Raw genomic sequence first — 21,801 nt, forward strand, 5'->3', positions numbered from 1 at the left:
ATCCCATGAGTCACTCAACCTCACCTTCCGGGCAGTTAACTTCGGCTGCCTTCAAGTTTGATAGTTTTGTCCGTTCGGGTGTGGACCCCCGTACCGGCACCTACAGCTGCAGTGTGGCGTTGGACCCGGTGCCGGCTGATGCAGCCGGCGGCCCGAAGGTCTCACTGACCCTTTCATACGATTGCTTTAATGACAGGAATCTGGGTTTCGGAACCGGCTGGTCTCTTCGTACCTGCAGTTACGATCAACGTCGACGTAAATTGACATTGGCGAACGGAGAGACCTACCAGCTATTTATCAGTGGTGACCAGGCAACTTTCCTTGATAAGAAGCTCGATAACCTATTCGTCACGATACAAAACAATGAAATGTTTATTGAGCACATCGATGGCCGGATTGAAGTTCTTTCTCGCCCCAGCGCGACCTATAACGAGTGGTTGCTGGCGCGCGAGTATTGGCCCGATGGCAAGGAAACGTTCTACGAGTATCGTCTCCTGTCCGGAACGCGACAGTTGGCGACGGTCTATCATCAGCGTCGACGTGTCTTGCATATCGACTACGCTCGGAACAGCCCGGCGCCACCGTCAATTACCGTGTGGCCGGATATTCCCTCCAAGAAGCTTCAGTACCTGCTTGCGCTACAGAACGGAGAACTCCGCAGAATCAGGCTGGTTACCGCTGAAAATACTGAGTTGAATTGGAACTTTGGTTATTCCCCGATCAATGGCTTCCTGGTGATGAGCGAAGTTCATCAGCCAAACGGTGCCCAGGAAAGGCTCACGTACAGGAGTCAGGGGCATAGGCTACCCGAAGGTGCACCGGTCCCCTACATGCCGTACGTCACCCAATCGATCCTGTCTCCCGGCGCAGACCAGCCGGCGATTATCAACACATACCAGTATTCGCCTAGAAACTTTCTTGGCCATGCTTCAGGTTTTCGCTGGTCCGCTGAGCGTGACGTGCTGTATAGCGTCAGTAGCAATTATGAATACTCCTGCACTCAGATTCAGTGGGCCCTCGATACAAGCGGTCGACGCGAATACTCACGGATTATTCGTACCTACAACCGCTTCCATTCGATGATTTCACAACGGACGATCTGCGGCAGCACGATGCAACTGCGCGAGATCCAATATCACGATGTGCCCAATCGGGCTTTCAGGGATCAGCCTCCACAGTTCCAGATGCAACGCGCCGTGCATGACAGCTTTTTCAACACCAGCGCGGGGCCCAGCAACGTCCGGACGGAGACCACCCGGACGTCTTATGACGTGCATGGAAATCTGTTGGAAAAAACCAGTCCATGCGGTGCCCGGGAGAGCTATGAATACTTCCCGGCACGAGGAGGTGTGGATTGTCCACCCAGCCCCATAGGCGTGCCTTGTTTCCTCAAGCGCAAGTCGATATTCCCTTCTCCCGATTTCGTCGCCGCACCTACCACCGTCGTTCGTTACACCTACAGCGAATTGCCCTCACTGCTGGCTGGCCGTCGCGGTGTTCGGCTCGCCAGTGAAACACTCTACGAAGAGGGCGTCAGCGAGCCACGGGTGGACTGTCGGTTGAAGTACATCAACAACGTGAATGACTTCTTTCATGGGCGGTTGCGGAGCAAAGTTGAAACGGTAGGCGGCGTACGGAGCGAATATCGTTATGCCTACCAGCATGAAAACGATAACGTTCGCACCGACCAGACCTTTAGCGCCCAAGGACTGAGCCATCTGCGCCAGGACTGGCATGACGTGTGCGGATGGTTGATCAAGACCCGTGAGGCCGGTGGCTGCGCGGTCAGCATGGAGTACGATTCGCTGGGGCAACTGACCCGTGAAACGGTGATGCCCGACACCGGCTACTCTGCGTCGCGTCAGTTCATCTATCAGTCGGCCACCCCCCCTGGCCATGTCACCGTCACCGTCAAGGACGCCCGCGCAGGCCTGACAGTGACCCGCAGCGACGGACTTGGCCGAACCCTGAGCGTCGAGAAACAGGACGTCGATATGCCCGGCGCGCCCATGCGGGTCATTTATGAGGCCCAATACGACAGCCTGGGTCGCTTGCAGTCGGATAAACAAATCGACTGGTTCAACGGTGAGCCGAAAACGCTGGAAACGCTTTACGACTACGACCAGTGGGGGCATCAGAACCGTACCAATCGTCGTGGGCAAGTGATCCTTCATGATGAGATCGACCCTGTGGCACGCACGCGTACCCACTGGACGGATGGCGGCGGCAAGACCCGTACATTCATCAACGCTCTGGATAAACCAGCGCGCGTCGAACGTATGGATCTGTCAGGCGTTGTACGGGAGGTTACTGTCTACGAATACGATGGCTTGGGACGGTGTATCAGGCAAATCGCTTCCGACGGTGGGGTTACCCGCTACACCTACGATTTGGCTGGCCGCGTGCTGAGTACGACGCTACCGGACGGTACTGTCATCGAGAAGAAGTACGCGCCGCAAAGTCAGGCTGACCACCCCACGCAAATCAGCGCGAACGGCTATGTCCTGGGAAGTCGTGCCTATGACGGCTTGATGCGCATTACCGAGAATCAAAGCGGCGGTCGCAGCGAACGGATGAGCTATGCAGGCTCCAGCAGGAACGCTTCGCACAAGCGCACGCCAGCCGGGAAAGAGCTGCGATTCACACTTGATCCAATGCTCGATGATTGCGTCACCAGCCGCTCCGGCAACCAGGCATCCGTCGCCACGAAGCATCGGTTTGATCCGCATACCGGCTTGCTTCAGGAATCGGCCAATTCGCTGGTGCAGCGGCGTATGGAATATTGTCCTTCAGGCCGGCTCAGCCGAGAATCCTGGGTCACAGCGTCTGACCGGTTCGACAGTGAGCAAACCTATTCATTGATGGGTAAGCCGATTGGTCATACAGATGTCAACGGCATGGCCCGCATCTGTCTTTACGATCAGACGGGACGCCTGTCGGGCGTCACACAAGGCCCAGTCTCCGCCTCCGCTCAAGAACGCATCACCGCCGCCTATTCATACGACGCCCAAGGGCACGTCAAGTGCATCACTGTCACCGATCCTCGATCAGGCCTTTCGATGGTCACCGATCTGCTATACGACGCGTTTGGCCGCGAAATCCTTCGACGTTCCGCCTCCTCGGCAAATGACGTCGTCGAGGTGGCCCAGTCGTTCGGCCCGGGGGATAAGCTCAGCCAGCGTACGCTCAAGTCAAACGGGATGCTGCGTGTCGAGACGTTTGCCTATGATTTGCGCGGCCGGCTGGCCCGTTACGCCTGTCAAGGCCCGCAGGCGCCCGTGGACGCACAGGGCAAAGTCATCGCTTCACAGGATTACACCTATGACTATCTCGATAACATTCGGCAGGTCGTCACGCGTTTCGCGGGCGGCGAGAACACCGCTACGTATCGATATGACCTGGCTGACAAAACGCAACTGAGCGCTGTTACCCACAGTCATCCCGATTATGTGTCCGCCAATTCGGCCTTCCGATATGACGACGACGGCAACTTGCTCAACGACTCGTGGGGTCGCCAGCTGATCTACGATGAATTGGGCCGCCTGGAGCGCGTGAGTTCGGCTGACTCAAGGTCGACATTGGCGCGTTATCGGTACGATGCTTCGGACCGGCTTCATGCCGTTGAGTTGACGGGGCAGGCGCCGTGTCGCCGGTTCTACCGAGAAGAGCGGTTATGCAGCGAGGTAACGGAAAAGGGCGGTCGCAGCATCGTTCGCGAAGAGCGACAGTTGCTGGCGTTGTTGCAGGGGCAAGAGGCGGCGTTATTCAGAACCGACGGCTGCGGCAATGTCCTGCAAGCACTTTCTGGCGGCGAAAATCCCCATCACGCCTATTCGCCTTATGGTCAACGCCCGGGGGCAGACGGGTTGGGCAGCCTGTTCGGTTTCGGCGGCGAACCGCTGGATCCGGTCACTGGCTGTTACCTGCTTGGCAATGGCTATCGGGCCTACGATCCGGTACTGATGCGATTCCATAGGCCCGACAGTTGGAGTCCTTTTGATGGCGGTGGTCTGAACCCCTATGCCTATTGCCTCGGAGACCCGATCAATCTCAGCGATCCGACCGGTCATATTTCTACTTGGGGCTGGATCAAAATCGGCCTTACTGCCGCTTTCGCGATAGCTTCTGTTGCATTCACCATTGCGACACTTGGCGCATCCGCGCCGTTGGTAGGGGTGTCGTTTTCGGCTGCGGCGGCCTTGACGCTGGAGGTGGTGGGAGGCGCGGTATCGATTGCGTCGGTTGTATTGGAAGAGGCGGCTCCGGACGCCGTTGCCACGCAAATCCTGAGCTACACCAGCCTGGCCTTGGGCGCTGTCTCCGGCGGGGCCTCCCTGGCGGGCAAATTGCTGGGAAGGGGGACATCGCTAGCCCTGCGCAACACCGTTGATTCGCTCGGTGACGCGGTGACGCTGAGTCGCAGCAATGTGCGCGCGACACGTGTTGGCGGCTACTCCAAGGCCGCGAGCCCTTTGGTTCGGGGAGGCGGCCAGCGCAACCTCATCGGCCTGCAAAACGATCTCACAAACGTGCTGACGGCCAAGGATGTAGTCGGCTACGCCAATTACCCGTTTAAAGCCGTCACCTACACCGTCGAAAGAGAAAAATACATTGAAAAGGCCAAAGGGTATCTTCGACAGGCGGACGAATGGTTCAGCAATCATGAGCGAGCTGAAGCGCCCGAAGAGATTTACGGTGACGTCAGGAAGCGAGGCTCGGACATCCGATTTGCATGACGAAGGGACGTCCGTATGTTTTGGATATATGAAATATTGATATATGCCCTTCCATAAAAGATATTGTTAAGGCATAAAAAATATCGGTATCTTCCGCATCACGCCAGCGATAGCACTTCGCTGGCACCCCCCGTTGGCCGTCGTCCGTGACGACAGTGATATTCGATAAGGACACTGCATGAAAAAGGTTCTGTTGTTCACCGCATTGGCGGCAGCCCTGACCTCGGGCCTGGCCCAGGCCGCGGAGAAACTGGTCGTGGCTGCCACGCCGGTGCCCCACGCTGAAATCCTCGAGCTGATCAAGCCAACCCTGGCCAAGGAAGGCGTGGACCTGGAAATCAAGGTTTTCACCGACTACGTCCAACCCAACGTACAGGTAGACCAGAAGCGCCTGGACGCCAACTACTTCCAGACCCTGCCGTACTTGAAGAACTTCAACGAAGGCAAAGGCACGAACCTGGTGACCGTGATCGGTGTTCACGTCGAACCGTTCGGCGGCTACTCGAAGAAGTACAAGAAGTTGGCTGATCTGCCAGACGGCGCGACCATCGCGCTGCCCAACGAAGGCAGCAACAGCGGCCGTGCGCTGATCCTGTTGCAGAAGGCTGGCCTGATCGAGTTGAAAGACCCGAAAAACGCTTTGGCGACGCCAAAAGACATTGCCAAGAACCCGAAGAACTTCAAGTTCAAGGAACTGGAATCGGCCATGCTGCCGCGGGTGCTGGACCAGGTCGACCTGGACCTGATCAACACCAACTATGCCCTGGAAGCGGGTCTTAACCCGGCCAAGGATGCCCTGGTGATCGAAGGTTCCGATTCGCCTTACGTCAACTTCCTGGTGGCCCGTCCCGACAACAAGGACAGCCCGGCTATCCAGAAGCTGGCCAAGGCCCTGACCAGCCCTGAAGTGAAGGCGTTCATCGAGAAGAAATACAGCGGCGCGGTACTGCCGGCGTTCTGATTCGCGCGGTAAACCTTGTCACGGTTTCAAACGCCGACGGCTGATACAGCGTCGGCGTTTTTTTGTGCTCGCGTTTTTTACTGTGGGAGCGAGCTTGCTCGCGATGGCGGTTGATCAATAAGCATTGATGTGACTGACAGGCCGCTATCGTCGGATCGCCGCCCGGAGCAAGCTCGCTCCCACAGGGGGGGGCATCTGATGGGTCAGGCCACCCCGCTCTTCAACGCCCTGCGCAACGCCATCAACAATTTCAATATGTCCTGCGGTTCCAGTCGCTGCGGCACTTTTACGTCAGCCATGTTTTTCTTCCTTGTAATGGTGAGGGGGGTGTCAAAAAACCCTCCCTGCGGCGCAAGAAAAATAGTCGCCTTTGTCCTTCGCGGCAAATTCGGGGGATAGTTTTTTGCGTGATATCAATATGCTTTAACGGTATTTAAGTTCCGGTTTTTATGCCATTAAAGTCAGTGCCTGCCGAGTAGCTACCCGCTGCCCATGGACCGCACGACCGCCGCTTACCGAGCGGCGTCCAGGATGTTCAATGAACTTCGATTACGCGTTTATCCTCAGCACCCTCCCGGCATTTCTCAAGGCCGTGGGCGTGACGCTGCAGGTCGGCCTTATCGCCATCGCCACCTCGCTGCTGGTGGCGCTGGTCAACGCAACGATCCTGGTGTTGCGCGCGCCTTACCTGCAACGCCTGGTGGGGCTGTATGTGGAGCTGGCCCGCAACACCCCGCTGCTCATCCAATTGTTCTTCGTCTACTTCGCCTTGCCGGCGCTGGGCATCAAGGTGTCGGGGTTTGCGGCGGCGATCATCACCATGACGTTCCTGGGCGGTGCCTACCTCACGGAAGTGCTGCGGGCGGGTGTGGACGCGGTGCCCCCGGCGCAATTGGAATCTGGCCGTTCCATCGGCCTGTCCCACGGGCAGTTGTTGCGCTACGTGATCCTGCCGCAGGCCGGGATCCTCAGCTTGCCGTCGCTGTTCGCCAATTTCATTTTCCTGCTGAAGGAGACCACCGTGGTCTCGGCCGTGGCGGTGCCGGAGATTCTCTACACCACCAAAAGCTACATCGCGCTCTACTACAAGACCTACGAAATGCTCGCCGTGCTGACGCTGATTTGCGTGCTGCTGTTCTTGCCGCTGTCGCTGCTGCTCAGCCGTCTGGAAAGGAGGCTCCAGCATGGCCAGTTCGGGTCTTGAGTTGCTGTGGGTGTCGTTGCCGCAACTGGGCAAGGGCGCCGCGCAAACCTTGTCGATTTCCTTCTTGAGCATCGCCCTCAGCACCGTGGGCGGCGTGCTTTATGGGGTGTTGCGTACGCTGGGCGTGAAGTGGCTGGACGCCGTGCTACGGGTCTACCTGGAACTGTTCCGAGCGATTCCGGTGCTGGTCTGGTTGTACCTGCTGTTCTTCGGCCTGCCGATCTTTTTCGGCCTGAGCCTTCCAAGTTTTTGGTGCGCGGTGCTGGTGTTGTCGTTGTGGGGCGCCAGTGAGGTCGGTGAAGTGGTGCGCGGCGCCTTGCATTCGTTGCCGCGCGGCCAGCGCGAGGCGGGCTTGTCGATTGGATTGAACGGTCCGCAACTCTACGGCCATGTGCTATTGCCGCAGGCGCTGCGACGCATGACGCCGCCGACCATCAACGTCTACACGCGCATCATCAAGACCAGCTCCCTGGCCGTGCTGATCGGCGTGGTGGACGTGATCAAGGTTGGCCAGCAGATCATCGAGCGCACCTACGAGTCCGTGCTGATCTACGGCGCGCTGTTCCTGTTTTTCTTTTTTATCTGCTACCCGCTTTCGGCCGCCTCCCGCGTGCTGGAGCGGCGCTGGACGCAAGCATGAGCGCATTGATCGAGTTCAAGGGTTTCAACAAGTTCTTCGGCGAACAGCAGGTGCTGGACGGCATCGACCTGCAAGTGAAACCAGGCGAAGTGATCGTCATCCTCGGCCCCAGTGGTTGCGGCAAAAGTACGTTGCTGCGTTGCCTCAACGGGCTGGAAGCGGCCCACAGCGGTGGCCTGACATTCGCCGGTCGCGAGTTGCTGGGCAAGGGCACCGACTGGCGCGAAGTGCGGCAGCAGATCGGCATGGTGTTCCAGAGCTATCACCTGTTCCCGCACATGAGCGTGCTCGATAACCTGCTGCTCGGCCCGGTCAAAGTGCAAAAACGCGACCGCCGCGAAGCGCGTGGCCAAGCCGAAGCCTTGCTGGCGCGGGTGGGGCTGCTGGACAAGCGCGATGCCTTTCCCCGCCAGCTCTCCGGCGGCCAGCAGCAACGCATCGCCATCGTGCGTTCGCTGTGCATGAACCCCAAGGTCATGTTGTTCGATGAAGTCACCGCCGCCCTCGACCCGGAAATGGTCAAGGAGGTGCTGGAAGTCATCCAGGGCTTGGCCCGCGAAGGCATGACCCTGCTGATCGTCACCCACGAAATGGCCTTCGCCCGCGCCGTGGCTGACCGCATCGTGTTCATGGATGCCGGGCGAATCCTTGAACAAAACCCTCCCGAGATTTTCTTTACGAACCCGCAAACCGCACGAGCGCAGCAGTTCCTGGAGAAGTTCTCCTACGTCGCCGCACTACCCAAAACGACTCAAACAAAGGAACTGGAACCGTCATGAAAACTGCCAAGTCTTCTCTGCTGCTACTGCCGTTGCTCGCTGCCTTCCTGCTGGCCGGCTGCAACAAAACCGAAGAACCGCCGAAGCCGAACGTTGCCAGCCCAAGCGCCGCGTCGGCCAGCTACCTGGACAAAATCAAGGCACGGGACAAATTGATCGTCGGCGTCTTCACCGACAAACCACCGTTTGGCTTTGTCGATGAGGCGGGGCGTTATGTCGGCTTCGATACCGACATCGGCCGTCGATTCGCCAAGGACTTGCTCGGCGATGAAAACAAGGTCGAGTTCGTCGCGGTCGAACCGGCGAGCCGGATTCCGTTCCTGCAAAGTGACAAGGTCGACCTGATCCTCGCCAACATGACCGTGACCCCGGAGCGCAAGGAAGCGGTGGAGTTCACCAACCCGAACCTGAAAGTCGCGGTGCAGGCGCTAGTGCCGCAGGCCAGCGAAGTGAAAAGCCTCGATGACCTGGCGACCCGCACCACCATCGTCACCACCGGCACCACGGCGGACATCTGGCTGACCAAGAACCACCCGGACTGGAAGTTGCTCAAGTTCGAGAAAAATTCCGAGTCCTTGCAAGCGCTGGCCAACGGTCGTGGCGATGCCTATGCCCAGGACAATCTGGTGCTGTTCAGTTGGGCCAAGCAGAACCCTGGCTACCGCGTGCTGGAGCAGACACTGGGCGCTGAAGCGCCAATCGCACCGGCGGTGAAGAAGGGCAATGTCGAGTTGCGTGATTGGGTCAATGCCGAGTTGGCGAAGCTGGGTGAAGAGAAATACCTGCTCAAGCTGTACGACCAATATGTGCGCAAGGAACTGAGCGATGACACCAAGCCGGAGAGTGTGATTGTCGAGGGGGGCAAGTGGCAGGGGTGAGCCTCTGATTTTTAGGTAAACCTTCCTATTGCTATCGCGAGCAAGCTCGCTCCCACAGTGGATCTTCAGTGAACACAGCTCTGTGAACAGATGAGAATCCATTGTGGGAGCGAGCTTGCTCGCGATTCGGTTGATCAGGCGCCGCTCAATCCGGCCAATGCCACGCCGGCTCATCCAACGCCCGCTGCCCGACAATCCCGGTCTGCCCGAGCTCCTTTTCCAGCACGATGCAATTGCATTGCTCATCCTGTTCCAGGGCGGCGATCAGGCGCGTGGCGTGGGACACGACCCAGACCTGGCAATTGGCCGAGGCGCGGATGATCAACCGCGCCAGGGCCGGCAACAGGTCCGGGTGCAGGCTGGTTTCCGGTTCGTTGAGCACCATCAGCGAGGGCGGTCGTGGGGTGAGCAGGGCAGCCACCAGCAACAGATAGCGCAGGGTCCCGTCCGACAGTTCGGCGGCGGACAGCGGCCGCAGCAGGCCATGTTGTTGGAACGCGATGGCGAAACGTCCGCCTTGCAGTTTCTCGATGTGCAGGTGGGCACCGGGAAACGCGTCGCCGATGGCGGCATGCAGGGCTTCGTCGTCGCCGATTTCAAGGATGGTCTGCAGGGCGGCGGCCAGGTCGCGTCCGTCATGGTGCAGCACCGGCGTGCGGGTGCCCAGTTGCGGTTGGCGCACCGGGGCGTCGGCGTCGCTGCGAAAATGGTCGTAGAAGCGCCAGCGACGAATGAACTCGCGCATCTGCAGGACCTCCGGCGACGTGCGCAGGCTGCCGACCTGGTCGAACAGGCTGTCGAAGGTGGGCGTGTGCTGGGCCAGCACATCCCAGGAACGACCTTCGCGGGCACGGATCATCGGCCCGTTGCGGTCCACCAGCAGGCTGGCGGGCCGAAACACCGGGCCGGCCCAGATGCATTCGCGCTTGATTTCAGGGTCCAGTGAAAACGCTGAGCGACTGGGCTCCGGCAAGCCCAGGGCGATCGAATAGCTGAAGTCTTCCCCGGCGAAACCCAGGCGCAGGCGCTTGGTGCCCTGGCGCACAACCGCCTGGACCGGCACCTCGCCGTTACGCATGCGGTGGCTGATTTCCTCCGGGCCGGCCCAGAAGGTCGAGTCCAGCCCGCCTTCCCGGGCCAGGGCGTTGACCACCCCGCCCTGGGCCGTCTCGGCCAGCAGGCGCAGGGCGCGGTACAGATTGGATTTACCGCTGCCGTTGGGGCCGGTGATCAGGTTCAGCCGGCCCAGGGGGATGACCATTTTATTGATCGATCGGTAGTTGGCCACCGCCAGTGTCTTGAGCATGCAGATTTCCTTTGCATGGGCGTGGGAACAAGTCTGCCCGATTGCTGTGCTTTGAGTGAACCCTGTTCTAAGCTCACAGTCGTATCGTCACTGGTACGTCCGTACAACGCAAAGGAGTCTGCATGGCTGGTCCCGGAATCAAATTGATGATTGGTTTGGGCGTGTGTGCATTGTTGACGGGGTGCGGTGATAAGAAGCCCGAAGAAAAAGCCCTGCCACGGGTTTTTGTGCAGCAAGCCGTGCCCAGTGAATACGCAGCCTCGGTGACCCTGACCGGCGACGTCCAGGCGCGGGTGCAGGCCGATCTGTCGTTTCGTGTGGGCGGCAAGATCATCGAGCGCAAGGTCGATGTCGGTGACCGGGTCTCGGCCCGGCAAGTGCTGGCCCGGCTCGACCCTCGTGACCTGCAGACCAACGTCGACTCCGCCGAGGCCCAGGTGGCCGCCGAGCAGGCGCGGGTCAAGCAGAGCGCGGCGGCGTTCGTGCGCCAGCAGAAACTCCTGCCCAAGGGCTATACCAGCCAGAGCGAATACGACGCGGCCCAGGCTCAACTGCGCAGCAGCCAGAGTGCGCTGACCGCCGCCCAGGCCCAATTGGCCAACGCCCGTGAACAACTGAGCTACACCGCGCTGGTCGCCGAGGCACCGGGCATCATCACCGCGCGCCAGGCTGAAGTCGGCCAGGTGGTGCAGGCCACGGAACCGATCTTCAGCCTGGCCCGGGACGGCGAACGCGACGCGGTGTTCAACATCTACGAATCGCTGTTGAGCGAACCGCCGTCGGACCCTGCAATCACCATCAGTCTGCTGGATAACCCCGCCATCAAGACCACCGGCACGGTGCGCGAAATCACCCCAGCGGTGTCTGCCCAGACCGGCACCGTGCAGGTCAAGGTCACCCTCAATGATTTGCCCGAAGGCATGCGCCTGGGGTCGGTGGTCAGCGCCACGGCCAAGTCCGCCGGCAAGACCGCCTTCGAGTTGCCTTGGTCGGCCCTGACCAAAAACCTCAGTGAACCGGCCGTGTGGCTGGTGGACGGCGAGGGCAAGGCCCGGTTGCAAACGGTGACGGTCGGCCGCTACCTGACCGGCAAGGTCATCATCAGCGATGGTCTCAAGGGCGGTGAGAAAATCGTCACCGCAGGCGGGCAGTTGCTGCACCCCGGCGTACGCGTCGAGATCGCTGAAAACACCTATGGAAAATCCACGCCGGGAGCCCAGCCATGAGGCGTTTGTGGATGGTTTCGGCCGGCCTGTTGCTGGCCGCCTGCTCCAAGGAAGAAGCGCCGCCCGAACCGGTGCGCCCGGTGTTGTCCGTCGAAGTCCGGGCTCTCGACCAGCAGGCACTCGGGCGGTTCGCCGGGAATATCCAGGCACGTTACGAGAGCAACGTGGGTTTCCGCGTGCCAGGACGCATCGCCAGTCGCAATGTCGATGTCGGCGCAGAGGTGAAGAAGGGCGATCTGCTCGCCACGCTCGACCCCACCGACCAGCAGAACCAGTTGCGCGCCGCCCAGGGCGATCTGGCGCGGATCGAGGCGCAGTACATCAATGCCCAGGCCAATGCCCGTCGCCAGCAGCAATTGTTCGATCGTGGCGTCGGGGCCCAGGCGCAACTGGACATCGCCCAGACCGATCTGAAAACCACTGGCGCGGCCCTCGAGCAGGCCCGGGCCTCGGTGGAGCAGGCCCGCGACCAGCTCAACTACAGCGAGCTGCGTACTGACCACGACGCAATCGTCACCGCCTGGAATGCCGAAGCCGGGCAGGTGGTCACCGCCGGCCAGCAAGTGGTGACCCTGGCCCGCCCGGACATCAAGGAAGCGGTGATCGACCTGCCGGCCGGGCTGGTCGAGCGCCTGCCCACCGACGTGGTGTTCGAGGTCGCCGCGCAATTGGACCCGACTATCCACACCACCGCCATCGTGCGCGAGATCGAACCCCAGGCCCAGAGCGCTACCCGTACCCGCCGCGCGCGCCTGACGCTGACCGACACACCGCCAGGTTTTCGCCTGGGCACGGCCATCAGCGTGACCCTTAGCTCGACCATCGAACCGCGCATCGAGCTGCCGCTCAGCGCCCTGCAAGAGATCGACGGCAAGGTGCGCATCTGGCTCATCGACCCGCAGAGCCAGACGGTCTCACCCCGTGAGGTACGGATTCTCGAACGTTCGGCCAACTCGGTGCTGGTGGCCAACGGCATCAAGGCCGGCGACCGCGTGGTCAGCGCCGGCGTGAACAGCCTCCAGCCGGGGCAGAAAGTGAAACTCGACGAGGACGCACGATGAAAGGGCCTTTCAACTTATCCGAATGGGCCCTGCGGCATCAGTCGTTCGTCTGGTACCTGATGTTCGTGGCGCTGTTGATGGGCGTGTTCTCGTACATGAACCTGGGTCGGGAAGAAGACCCTTCGTTCACCATCAAGACCATGATCATCCAGACCCGCTGGCCGGGCGCGACCCAGGAAGAAACCCTCAGGCAGGTCACCGACCGCATCGAGAAAAAACTCGAAGAGCTCGACTCCCTCGACTACGTCAAAAGCTACACCCGTCCGGGAGAATCGACGGTGTTCGTGTACTTGCTCGATACCACTGGGGCCAAGGAGATCCCCGAGATCTGGTATCAGGTGCGCAAGAAGATCAACGACATCCGTGGCGACTTCCCCCAGGGGCTGCAAGGGCCGGGCTTCAACGACGAGTTCGGTGACGTGTACGGTTCGGTGTACGCCTTCACCGGCGACGGCCTGTCGATGCGCCAGCTGCGCGACTACGTGGAGCAGGTGCGCGCCGAGATTCGCGACGTGCCCGGGCTGGGCAAGGTGGAAATGCTCGGCGAGCAGGATGAAGTGCTGTACCTGAACTTCTCCACGCGCAAACTCGCCGCCCTGGGCATCGACCAGCGCCAGGTGGTGCAGAGCCTGCAATCACAGAATGCCGTGACGCCGGCCGGGGTGATCGACGCCGGGCCGGAGCGGATTTCCGTGCGCACGTCCGGGCAGTTCCAGTCAGAAAAAGACCTGGCCAACGTCAATCTGCGGCTCAATGATCGCTTCTATCGACTGGCCGACATCGCCGACATCAGCCGGGGGTATGTCGACCCCGCCACACCGATGTTCCGCTTCAACGGTACGCCGGCCATCGGCCTCGCCATCGCGATGAAAAAGGGCGGCAACATTCAGGACTTCGGCAAGGCGCTGCATGCGCGCATGACCGAACTGACCGCCGACCTGCCGGTGGGCGTTGGCGTGCACACCGTGTCGGACCAGGCCGAGGTGGTGGAAGAGGCGGTCGGCGGCTTTACCAGCGCCTTGTTCGAGGCGGTGATCATTGTACTGGTCGTCAGCTTCATCAGCCTTGGCGTGCGAGCCGGGCTGGTGGTGGCCTGTTCGATTCCGCTGGTGCTGGCGATGGTCTTCCTGTTCATGGAATACAGCGGCATCACCATGCAGCGGATTTCCCTCGGCGCGTTGATCATCGCCCTCGGCCTGCTGGTGGACGACGCGATGATCACCGTGGAAATGATGGTCACGCGCCTGGAAAAAGGCGACAGCAAGGAACAGGCCGCGACGTTCGCCTACACCTCGACGGCGTTTCCGATGCTCACCGGGACCCTGGTGACCGTTGCCGGTTTCGTGCCCATCGGCCTGAATGCGAGTTCTGCCGGTGAGTACACCTTCACCCTGTTCGCGGTCATCGCCGTGGCGATGCTGGTGTCGTGGATCGTCGCGGTGCTGTTTGCCCCGGTGATCGGCGTGCACATCCTTAGCGCCAACGTCAAACCCCACAGCGCCGAGCCGGGGCGGATCGGCCGGGCGTTCAACGGCGGCCTGCTGTGGGCGATGCGCAATCGCTGGTGGGCCATCGGCATCACCGTGCTGCTGTTCGTGCTGGCGCTGTTTTGCATGCGCTTCGTGCAGAACCAGTTTTTCCCATCGTCGGACCGACCGGAAATCCTGGTGGACCTCAACCTGCCGCAAAACGCCTCGATGGACGAGACCCGCAAAGCCGTCGACCGCCTGGAGGCGACCCTCAAGGGTGACCCAGACATCGCGCGCTGGAGCACCTACATCGGTGAAGGCGCGATTCGCTTCTACCTGCCGCTGGACCAGCAACTGCAGAACCCGTACTACGCACAACTGGTGATTGTCAGCAAGGGCCTGGAGTCGCGCACCGCGCTGACCGAGCGCCTGCAAAAGCGTTTGCGCGAGGATTTCGTCGGCATTGGCAGCTACGTGCAAGCCCTGGAAATGGGCCCGCCGGTAGGCCGGCCGATCCAGTACCGGGTCAGCGGCAAGGACGTCGACCAAGTGCGCAAGCACGCCATCGAGCTGGCCACCGAGTTGGACAAGAACTCCCACATCGGCGAAATCATTTACGACTGGAACGAACCGGGCAAGGTCCTGCGCATCGATATCGCCCAGGACAAGGCGCGGCAATTGGGCTTGTCTTCCGATGACGTGGCCAGGCTGATGAACAGCATCGTCAGTGGCTCGCCCGTGACTCAGGTCAACGACGATATCTACCTGATCAACGTGGTTGGCCGTGCTGAAGATGCCGAGCGCGGGTCGCCGGAAACCCTGCAGAACCTGCAGATTGTCACACCGAGCGGCACCTCGATTCCGTTGCTGGCGTTTGCCACGGTGCGTTATGAGCTGGAGCAGCCGCTGGTGTGGCGTCGTGACCGCAAGCCGACCATCACCATCAAGGCCGCGGTGCGCGACGAGATCCAGCCCACCGACCTGGTCAAGCAACTGCAACCGGACATCGACAAGTTCGCAGCCGGCCTGCCGGTGGGCTACAAGGTCGCCACGGGCGGTACGGTGGAAGAGAGCAGCAAGGCCCAAGGGCCGATCGCCAGCGTCGTACCGCTGATGCTGTTTCTGATGGCGACCTTCCTGATGATCCAACTGCACAGCGTGCAGAAACTGTTCCTGGTGGCGAGCGTCGCCCCCCTCGGGTTGATCGGCGTGGTGCTGGCGCTGGTGCCGACGGGCACGCCCATGGGCTTCGTGGCGATCCTCGGGATCCTCGCCCTGATCGGTATCATCATCCGTAACTCGGTGATCCTGGTGACCCAGATCGATGAGTACGAACGTGACGGCTATGAGCCCTGGGACGCGGTGGTGGAGGCCACCGAACACCGGCGTCGGCCGATCCTGCTCACGGCGGCCGCGGCGAGCCTGGGGATGATCCCGATTGCCCGGGAAGTGTTCTGGGGTCCGATGGCCTACGCGATGATCGGCGGGATCATCATCGCCACCTTGCTGACATTGCTGTTCCTGCCGGCACTGTATGTGGCCTGGTACAAGATCCGCGAGCCCAAGCGCGATTGAAGGGCTTGCTGCGCAGCCCATCGCGAGCAGGCTCGCTCCCACAATTGGTCGTTGTGAACACGAAATAGGTGTCCGCCGCAGATCCAATGTGGGAGCGAGCCTGCTCGCGATAGCTGAGTATCATTCAACATCAATGCAAGCTGACCCGACGCCTTCGCGAGCTTGCTCGCGATGAGGCCGGTGAATTCACCCTGGCCTTTTACTTGCGCAACAACCGCAACCCATTGAACACCACTAGCAAGCTCACCCCCATGTCGGCAAACACCGCCATCCACATGGTGGCAAGCCCGGCGAAGGTGACCCCAAGGAAAATCGCCTTGATCACCAACGCCAAGGCAATATTCTGCTTGAGGATGCTGGATGTCTGCCGGGACAGGCGAATGAACGCCGGGATCTTGCGCAGATCATCGTCCATCAGCGCGACGTCGGCGGTCTCGATGGCCGTGTCGGTGCCGGCCGCCGCCATGGCGAAACCGATTTCCGAACGGGCCAGGGCCGGCGCGTCGTTGATGCCGTCGCCAACCATGCCGACGCGGTGACCCTCGGCATACAACGCTTCGATGGCTTGTAGCTTGTCTTCCGGCAACAAGTCGCCTCGCGCCTGGTCCATGCCCACCTGCGCAGCAATCGCGTCGGCGGTGTGGGCGTTGTCGCCGGTCAACATCAGGGTCTTGATGCCCAGGTCATGCAATTGCCGGATGGCTTCGCGGCTGGAGTCCTTCACGGTGTCGGCCACGGCAAACAGCGCCAAGGGGCCTGTAGCGTCGAGCAGCAGCACCACCGACTTGCCTTGTTTTTCCAGGGCGAAGAGTTTTTCTTCCAGTTGGGGAGAGCACAGGCCGAGGTCTTCCACCAGGCGGTGGTTGCCCAAGTGATAGGTCTGGCCGCCGATGTCGCCGCGCACGCCACGCCCGGCAAGCGCCTCGAAGTTATCCACAACCTGCGGCGCCAATTGCTTATCCACAGCCGCGTTGGCGATTGCCCGAGACACGGGGTGGTCGGAGCGGGCGGCGAGGCTGGCGGCCAGTGCTGGAGCGGTGCTTTCCACCGTCGGGTCCAGGGCTACGTAGTCGGTTTGCACCGGTTTGCCGTGGGTGATCGTGCCGGTCTTGTCCAAGGCCAGGTAGTCGAGCTTGTAGCCGCCCTCCAGGTACACGCCGCCCTTGACCAGAATGCCTTTGCGCGCGGCGGCGGCGAGGCCGCTGACGATGGTCACGGGGGTGGAAATCACCAGCGCGCACGGGCAGGCGACCACCAGCAGCACCAGCGCCCGGTAGATCCAGTCGAACCACAGCGCGCCCATGAACAGTGGCGCAATGACCGCCACCGCCAGGGCCAGGGCAAACACCGCCGGGGTGTAGATTTTCGAGAACTGGTCGACGAAGCGCTGGGTCGGCGCCCGGGCGCCCTGGGCCTGTTCCACGGCGTGGATGATTCGCGCCAGGGTCGAGTGATCGGCCGCCGCCGTCACCCGATATTCCAGTTCACCGGCCTGGTTGATGGTGCCGGCGAACACCTTGTCACCGACGGTTTTTTCCACTGGCAGGCTTTCACCGGTAATCGGTGCCTGGTCGACGGTCGAACGGCCAGCGACCACTTCACCGTCCAGGCCGACACGTTCGCCCGGACGCAGCCGCACCCGCGCGCCGAGGGCGATGGCCTTGACCTCCTGGACCTGCCAGGTCCCATCGGCCTGCTGCACGGTGGCCTGTTCCGGGGCCATCTGCATCAGGCCGCTGATGGCGTTGCGCGCGCGGTCGAGGGATTTGGCTTCGATCAACTCGGCCACGGTGAACAGGAACATCACCATCGCCGCTTCCGGCCATTGGCCGATCAGCACGGCACCGGTCACGGCGATGCTCATCAGCGCATTGATGTTCAGGTTGCGGTTCTTCAGGGCGATCCAGCCCTTCTTGTACGTGCCCAGGCCACCGCTGAGGATCGACACCAACGCCACCAGCGCAACCACCCAGTTTGGCGCGGCATTGGTGAAATGGATCACCTCGGCGCCCAAGGCCGTCACGCCGGACAGCGCCAACGGCCACCAGGGCTTGGCCGGGGCGGGCAGGTCGTTGGTTGCCGGTTTCTGGCCCGGGGTCAGCGGGTCGGCCTGCATCCCCAGGGACTCGATGGCCTGGATGATCGGCGCGTCGCTGGGCAAGTCGTGAGTCACGCCCAGCACGCGGTTGATCAGGTTGAATTCCAGTCGCTGCACGCCTTCAAGCTTGCCGAGCTTGTTCTGGATCAGCGTCTGTTCGGTGGGGCAGTCCATGGCTTCGATGCGGAAACTGCTCAGCCGCGCACCGTCCGTCGGCGTTTTGCCGAGGTTGACCACCGCCGGCGCCGCTTTCGAGGCGCAGCAGGAATGCCCGTGGTCATGGCCGTGGTCGGGTTTGTGGATGTGAAGGGAATCGCTCATCGGGTGACGTCCGTGAAAAGTGCCTGTTGCGCAGTAAAGACCCTGTAGCCACTATAGGGTCAAGCACCTATTTGGGAGGCCGCATCATGAAGATCGGAGAACTGGCGAAAATCACCGACTGCCAGGTCGAAACCATCCGCTATTACGAGCGCGAAGGCCTGCTGCCGGAACCGGCCCGCAGCGACGGCAACTACCGCGTCTACACCCAGGCCCATGCCGAGCGGCTGACGTTCATCCGCAACTGCCGCACCCTGGACATGACCCTGGAAGAAATCCGCAGCCTCCTGGCCCTGCGCGACAGCCCGCAGGACCAGTGCGAAAGCGTCAATGCGCTGATCGACGAACACATCCAGCACGTCAAGGCCCGCATCGATGGCCTGCTGGCCCTGCAGACGCAACTGATCGACCTGCGCCATCGTTGTGGCGAAGGGCCGGACCTGGATCAATGCGGGATCTTGCAGCGGTTGGAGGTGAGCGGGGCGGTGGGGCCGGAGGTGGAGCATTCACATGTGGGGCGTAGTCACGGGCATTGAGCCGATCTTGAAATAGATGGAAATCCAATGTGGGAGCGGGCTTGCTCGCGAAGGCGGTGTGTCAGGCAAAGTGATGCTGCCTGACACTGCCTCTTCGCGAGCAAGCCCGCTCCCACAATAGTCTGATGGGGGGCTTTTAGACCGCCATCGGCGCGGTCATCGGCGCATGGTGCTGGTAGCCTTCGAGGGAGAAGTCGCCCGGTTCCACCAACTCCAGCCATTCAGGCTGGTACACGCCGGTCTTGGCGAACTCCGGCACACGCTCGGAAATCACCAGTTTCGGCATCGGAAACGGCTCGCGGGTGAGCTGTTCGTTGAGCATGTCCAAGTGGTTTTCGTAGACGTGAGCATCACCGATGAAATAGGTGAACCAGCGCGGCGTGTAGCCGGTCAGGCGTCCTATCAGGCTCAGCAGCGCGGCGCCTTCGGTGAGGTTGAACGGCGTGCCCAGGCCCAGGTCGTTGGAGCGGATGTAGAGGGTCAGGGAAATTTCCTTGGTCTCGACATTCGGGTGGAACTGGTAGAGCAGATGGCACGGCGGCAGGGCCATCTCATCGAGCTGGGCGCAGTTCCAGCCGTGGAACAGGATGCGCCGGCTGCCCGGGTCCTTGATGATGGTGTCGACGCACTGGCGAACCTGGTCGATGGCCTTGTACAGGACCACGTAGGCTTGGCCGTTTTCTTCGCCTTCGGCGATCTGCCGGTAACCCTGGGCCAGCGTCTGCTCGATGGCCGCCGGGTTGCTCAGGGGGATCTGTTTGTAGGCCGGCCATTTGCGCCATTGCACGCCGTAGATCTCCCCCAGGTCGTCTTCGCCCTGGCGGAACGGGTTGGCCAGCCACTGGGCGTTTTCGTTGGCGTTCTGGTCCCAGACCTTGCAGCCCAGGGCGCGGAACTCGGCGGCGTTGTTCACGCCACGAAGGAAGCCGCACATCTCGCCGATGGCCGATTTGAAGGCCATCTTGCGGGTGGTGATGGCCGGGAAGCCGTCCTTCAAGTCATAGCGCAGCATGGCACCGGGGAAGCTGATGGTGTTCACACCGGTGCGGTTGGCTTGCTTGGTGCCGTTCTTGATGACGTGGGCCACCAGATCGAGATATTGCTTCATGGGTTACCTGTGTCCTTGAACCCGGGGCCAGCGCCCCGGGGTTCGAATTTTAAACCTTGGCCGCCGCAGCCGGCGCACGATGATAAGCCAGCCAGATCAGCGCCAGGCCGCCGACGATCATCGGCAGGCACAGCACCTGGCCCATGGTCAGCCAGTTCCACGCCAGGTAGCCGAGCTGGGCGTCCGGGACGCGGACGAATTCAACGATGAAACGGAAGATGCCATAGAACAGTGCGAACATGCCCGACACCGCCATGGTGGGGCGCGGCTTGCGCGAGAACAGCCAGAGGATCAGGAACAGTGCCACGCCTTCAAGGGCGAACTGATAAAGCTGCGACGGGTGGCGGGCAAGTTGTAAATCGTCAGTGGGAAAGATCATCGCCCACGGCACGTCAGTCGGCTTGCCCCACAATTCGGCATTGATGAAGTTGCCAATGCGCCCGGCGCCCAGGCCGATCGGCACCATGGGCGCGACGAAGTCCATCAGCTCGAAAAACGACTTGTTGTTGCGTTTGCCGAACCACAACGCTGCCAGCATCACGCCGATGAACCCGCCGTGGAACGACATGCCGCCCTTCCAGACCTCGAAGATCAGCGTCGGGTTGGCCAGGTAGGCGCTCAGGTCGTAGAACAGCACGTAGCCCAGGCGTCCGCCGACGATCACGCCCATGGACAACCAGAACACCAGGTCGGAGAGCTTTTCCTTGTTCCAGGTCGGGTCGAAGCGGTTGAGCCGGCGCGACGCCAGCAGCCAGGCGCCACCGATGCCGACCAGGTACATCAGGCCGTACCAGTGGATTTTCAGCGGGCCGATGGCCAGGGCTACCGGATCGATCTGCGGGTAAGGCAGCATTGATATTCCTCGTAAACGTCAAAAATACCCGGGCGACGCTGTCACCTCGGGATTAAGCCAGGATTGCGTCAGAACAGAAAACTCAAGCCCACGCAGAATAGCAAGGCGGCAAACAGCCGCTTGAGCAAGCGCGGTGACAGGCGATGGGCCAGGCGCGCGCCGAAACGGGCGAAGACCATGCTGGTCAAGGCGATGCCCAGCAGCGCCGGCAAATACACGAAACCGAGACTATGGGCCGGCAGCAGCGGATCGTGCCAGCCCAGAATCATGAAACTCAAGGCACTGACCACGGCGATGGGCAGTCCGCAGGCCGATGACGTCGCGACCGCTTGTTGCATCGGCACGCTGCGCCAGGTCAGGAACGGCACGGTCAGCGAACCGCCGCCAATGCCGAAAATCGCCGAGGCCCAGCCGATCACCGTGCCGGCCACGGTCAACCCGGCCTTGCCCGGTACGGTGCGACTGGCCTTGGGCTTGAAGTCCAGGGCCAGTTGCACGGCAACGATCAAGGCGAACACGCCAATGATCTTTTGCAGGTGCGGGCCGGAAATCGCTTCGGCGGTGATCGCGCCGAAACCGGCACCGATCAGGATCCCGACGGTCATCCAGGCGAAAATCGGCCAGCGCACCGCGCCTTTGCGCTGATGCTCGCGCACGGCATTGACCGATGTGAAGATGATCGATGCCAGGGACGTGCCCACGGCCAGGTGCGTCAACACCTGCGGGTCGAAGCCCTGCAGGGTGAAACTGAACACCAGCACCGGGACGATGATGATCCCGCCCCCCACGCCGAACAACCCGGCCAGCACCCCGGCGCAGGCGCCGAGCAGCAGATAGAGCACAAATTCCACCAGCCTCTCCCCGCCCATCCCCGAAATAAGAGCGGCATGGTAACGGATCCAGGGCCCCTGGCTCCACTGAAGGCGATGGATGTCGGGGGGATGTGTGGGTAGAGTGGCTGAAAACGCCCCGGTGCATCATCACACTTTGTGACGAACCGCTGTTGTGGCGAGGGAGCTTGCTCCCGCTGTAGGAGCTGCCGAGCGAAGCGAG

At 61.3% G+C, this 21,801-nt stretch carries 15 protein-coding genes; 10 read left to right on the forward strand and 5 right to left on the reverse strand.

All coding sequences use genetic code 11. From position 1 onward, the window contains the following. Nucleotides 1-5 precede the first annotated feature (5 nt). From AC515T_RS01250 to AC515T_RS01275, 6 genes are all read left to right on the forward strand, one after another. Nucleotides 6-4,736 (forward strand): RHS repeat domain-containing protein, encoded by a 4,731-nt coding sequence (locus tag AC515T_RS01250; protein ID WP_496531132.1) that lies wholly within the window; start codon nt 6-8, stop codon nt 4,734-4,736. A gap of 178 nt (nt 4,737-4,914) precedes the next feature. After that, nucleotides 4,915-5,697 carry a MetQ/NlpA family ABC transporter substrate-binding protein gene (locus tag AC515T_RS01255; RefSeq protein ID WP_496531133.1) on the forward strand — a complete coding sequence of 261 codons (783 nt, stop codon included), beginning with the start codon at nt 4,915-4,917 and terminating at the stop codon, nt 5,695-5,697. 538 nt (nt 5,698-6,235) lie between these two features. Then, nucleotides 6,236-6,901 carry an amino acid ABC transporter permease gene (locus AC515T_RS01260; RefSeq protein WP_496531134.1) on the forward strand — a complete coding sequence of 222 codons (666 nt, stop codon included), beginning with the start codon at nt 6,236-6,238 and terminating at the stop codon, nt 6,899-6,901. Continuing rightward, nucleotides 6,882-7,541, forward strand: coding sequence for an amino acid ABC transporter permease (locus tag AC515T_RS01265; RefSeq protein ID WP_496531135.1), 660 nt, complete (start codon nt 6,882-6,884; stop codon nt 7,539-7,541). Before AC515T_RS01260 ends, AC515T_RS01265 begins: the two co-directional genes overlap by 20 nt. Next, nucleotides 7,538-8,320, forward strand: coding sequence for an amino acid ABC transporter ATP-binding protein (locus AC515T_RS01270; RefSeq protein ID WP_496531136.1), 783 nt, complete (start codon nt 7,538-7,540; stop codon nt 8,318-8,320). Before AC515T_RS01265 ends, AC515T_RS01270 begins: the two co-directional genes overlap by 4 nt. Continuing rightward, nucleotides 8,317-9,198 (forward strand): transporter substrate-binding domain-containing protein, encoded by an 882-nt coding sequence (locus AC515T_RS01275; RefSeq protein WP_496531137.1) that lies wholly within the window; start codon nt 8,317-8,319, stop codon nt 9,196-9,198. Before AC515T_RS01270 ends, AC515T_RS01275 begins: the two co-directional genes overlap by 4 nt. A 145-nt stretch (nt 9,199-9,343) precedes the next feature. Here the strand turns inward: AC515T_RS01275 and AC515T_RS01280 are convergent, their stop codons facing one another. Further along, entirely contained in the window at nt 9,344-10,504 is a 1,161-nt protein-coding gene (locus AC515T_RS01280) for an AAA family ATPase (protein WP_496531138.1), read from the reverse strand. A gap of 122 nt (nt 10,505-10,626) precedes the next feature. Between AC515T_RS01280 and AC515T_RS01285 the strand changes: the two genes are divergently transcribed. The 3 genes from AC515T_RS01285 to AC515T_RS01295 are packed head-to-tail and all read left to right on the forward strand — an operon-like array spanning nt 10,627 to nt 15,835. Continuing rightward, complete coding sequence (locus AC515T_RS01285) at nt 10,627-11,730, forward strand: efflux RND transporter periplasmic adaptor subunit (RefSeq protein ID WP_496531139.1); 1,104 nt, start codon at nt 10,627-10,629, stop codon at nt 11,728-11,730. Then, nucleotides 11,727-12,791 (forward strand): efflux RND transporter periplasmic adaptor subunit, encoded by a 1,065-nt coding sequence (locus AC515T_RS01290; RefSeq protein WP_496531140.1) that lies wholly within the window; start codon nt 11,727-11,729, stop codon nt 12,789-12,791. The genes AC515T_RS01285 and AC515T_RS01290 overlap by 4 nt, the downstream gene beginning before the upstream one ends. Then, nucleotides 12,788-15,835, forward strand: coding sequence for an efflux RND transporter permease subunit (locus AC515T_RS01295; protein ID WP_496531141.1), 3,048 nt, complete (start codon nt 12,788-12,790; stop codon nt 15,833-15,835). The genes AC515T_RS01290 and AC515T_RS01295 overlap by 4 nt, the downstream gene beginning before the upstream one ends. A gap of 199 nt (nt 15,836-16,034) precedes the next feature. Here the strand turns inward: AC515T_RS01295 and AC515T_RS01300 are convergent, their stop codons facing one another. Then, nucleotides 16,035-18,254, reverse strand: a complete 2,220-nt coding sequence (locus AC515T_RS01300) for a heavy metal translocating P-type ATPase (protein ID WP_496531142.1) — start codon at nt 18,252-18,254, stop codon at nt 16,035-16,037. An 86-nt stretch (nt 18,255-18,340) separates the two neighbouring features. Here AC515T_RS01300 and cadR point away from each other — a divergent pair, with 86 nt between their 5' ends. Beyond that, nucleotides 18,341-18,787: a Cd(II)/Pb(II)-responsive transcriptional regulator gene (gene cadR / locus AC515T_RS01305; RefSeq protein ID WP_496531143.1), complete on the forward strand. Its 447-nt coding sequence runs from the start codon at nt 18,341-18,343 to the stop codon at nt 18,785-18,787. Between the two features lie 136 nt (nt 18,788-18,923). On the opposite strand, the gene AC515T_RS01310 is transcribed toward cadR, so the two are convergent. The 3 genes from AC515T_RS01310 to AC515T_RS01320 form a co-directional block, all read right to left on the reverse strand. Continuing rightward, nucleotides 18,924-19,895: a thymidylate synthase gene (locus AC515T_RS01310; RefSeq protein ID WP_409556860.1), complete on the reverse strand. Its 972-nt coding sequence runs from the start codon at nt 19,893-19,895 to the stop codon at nt 18,924-18,926. Between the two features lie 49 nt (nt 19,896-19,944). Then, nucleotides 19,945-20,748 carry a prolipoprotein diacylglyceryl transferase gene (gene lgt, locus AC515T_RS01315; protein ID WP_496531144.1) on the reverse strand — a complete coding sequence of 268 codons (804 nt, stop codon included), beginning with the start codon at nt 20,746-20,748 and terminating at the stop codon, nt 19,945-19,947. Nucleotides 20,749-20,816: 68 nt separating this feature from the next. Beyond that, entirely contained in the window at nt 20,817-21,599 is a 783-nt protein-coding gene (locus AC515T_RS01320; protein WP_496531145.1) for a sulfite exporter TauE/SafE family protein, read from the reverse strand. Nucleotides 21,600-21,801: the final 202 nt, after the last annotated feature.

The organism is Pseudomonas sp. FSO-7, assembly GCF_059579345.1.

Coding starts and splice junctions, on each gene's coding strand:
- AC515T_RS01250 (WP_496531132.1), top strand. CDS start 6: ATGAGTCACTCAACCTCACCTTCCGGGCAGTTAACTTCGGCTGCCTTC.
- AC515T_RS01255 (WP_496531133.1), top strand. CDS start 4,915: ATGAAAAAGGTTCTGTTGTTCACCGCATTGGCGGCAGCCCTGACCTCG.
- AC515T_RS01260 (WP_496531134.1), top strand. CDS start 6,236: ATGAACTTCGATTACGCGTTTATCCTCAGCACCCTCCCGGCATTTCTC.
- AC515T_RS01265 (WP_496531135.1), top strand. CDS start 6,882: ATGGCCAGTTCGGGTCTTGAGTTGCTGTGGGTGTCGTTGCCGCAACTG.
- AC515T_RS01270 (WP_496531136.1), top strand. CDS start 7,538: ATGAGCGCATTGATCGAGTTCAAGGGTTTCAACAAGTTCTTCGGCGAA.
- AC515T_RS01275 (WP_496531137.1), top strand. CDS start 8,317: ATGAAAACTGCCAAGTCTTCTCTGCTGCTACTGCCGTTGCTCGCTGCC.
- AC515T_RS01280 (WP_496531138.1), bottom strand. CDS start 10,504: ATGCTCAAGACACTGGCGGTGGCCAACTACCGATCGATCAATAAAATG.
- AC515T_RS01285 (WP_496531139.1), top strand. CDS start 10,627: ATGGCTGGTCCCGGAATCAAATTGATGATTGGTTTGGGCGTGTGTGCA.
- AC515T_RS01290 (WP_496531140.1), top strand. CDS start 11,727: ATGAGGCGTTTGTGGATGGTTTCGGCCGGCCTGTTGCTGGCCGCCTGC.
- AC515T_RS01295 (WP_496531141.1), top strand. CDS start 12,788: ATGAAAGGGCCTTTCAACTTATCCGAATGGGCCCTGCGGCATCAGTCG.
- AC515T_RS01300 (WP_496531142.1), bottom strand. CDS start 18,254: ATGAGCGATTCCCTTCACATCCACAAACCCGACCACGGCCATGACCAC.
- cadR (WP_496531143.1), top strand. CDS start 18,341: ATGAAGATCGGAGAACTGGCGAAAATCACCGACTGCCAGGTCGAAACC.
- AC515T_RS01310 (WP_409556860.1), bottom strand. CDS start 19,895: ATGAAGCAATATCTCGATCTGGTGGCCCACGTCATCAAGAACGGCACC.
- lgt (WP_496531144.1), bottom strand. CDS start 20,748: ATGCTGCCTTACCCGCAGATCGATCCGGTAGCCCTGGCCATCGGCCCG.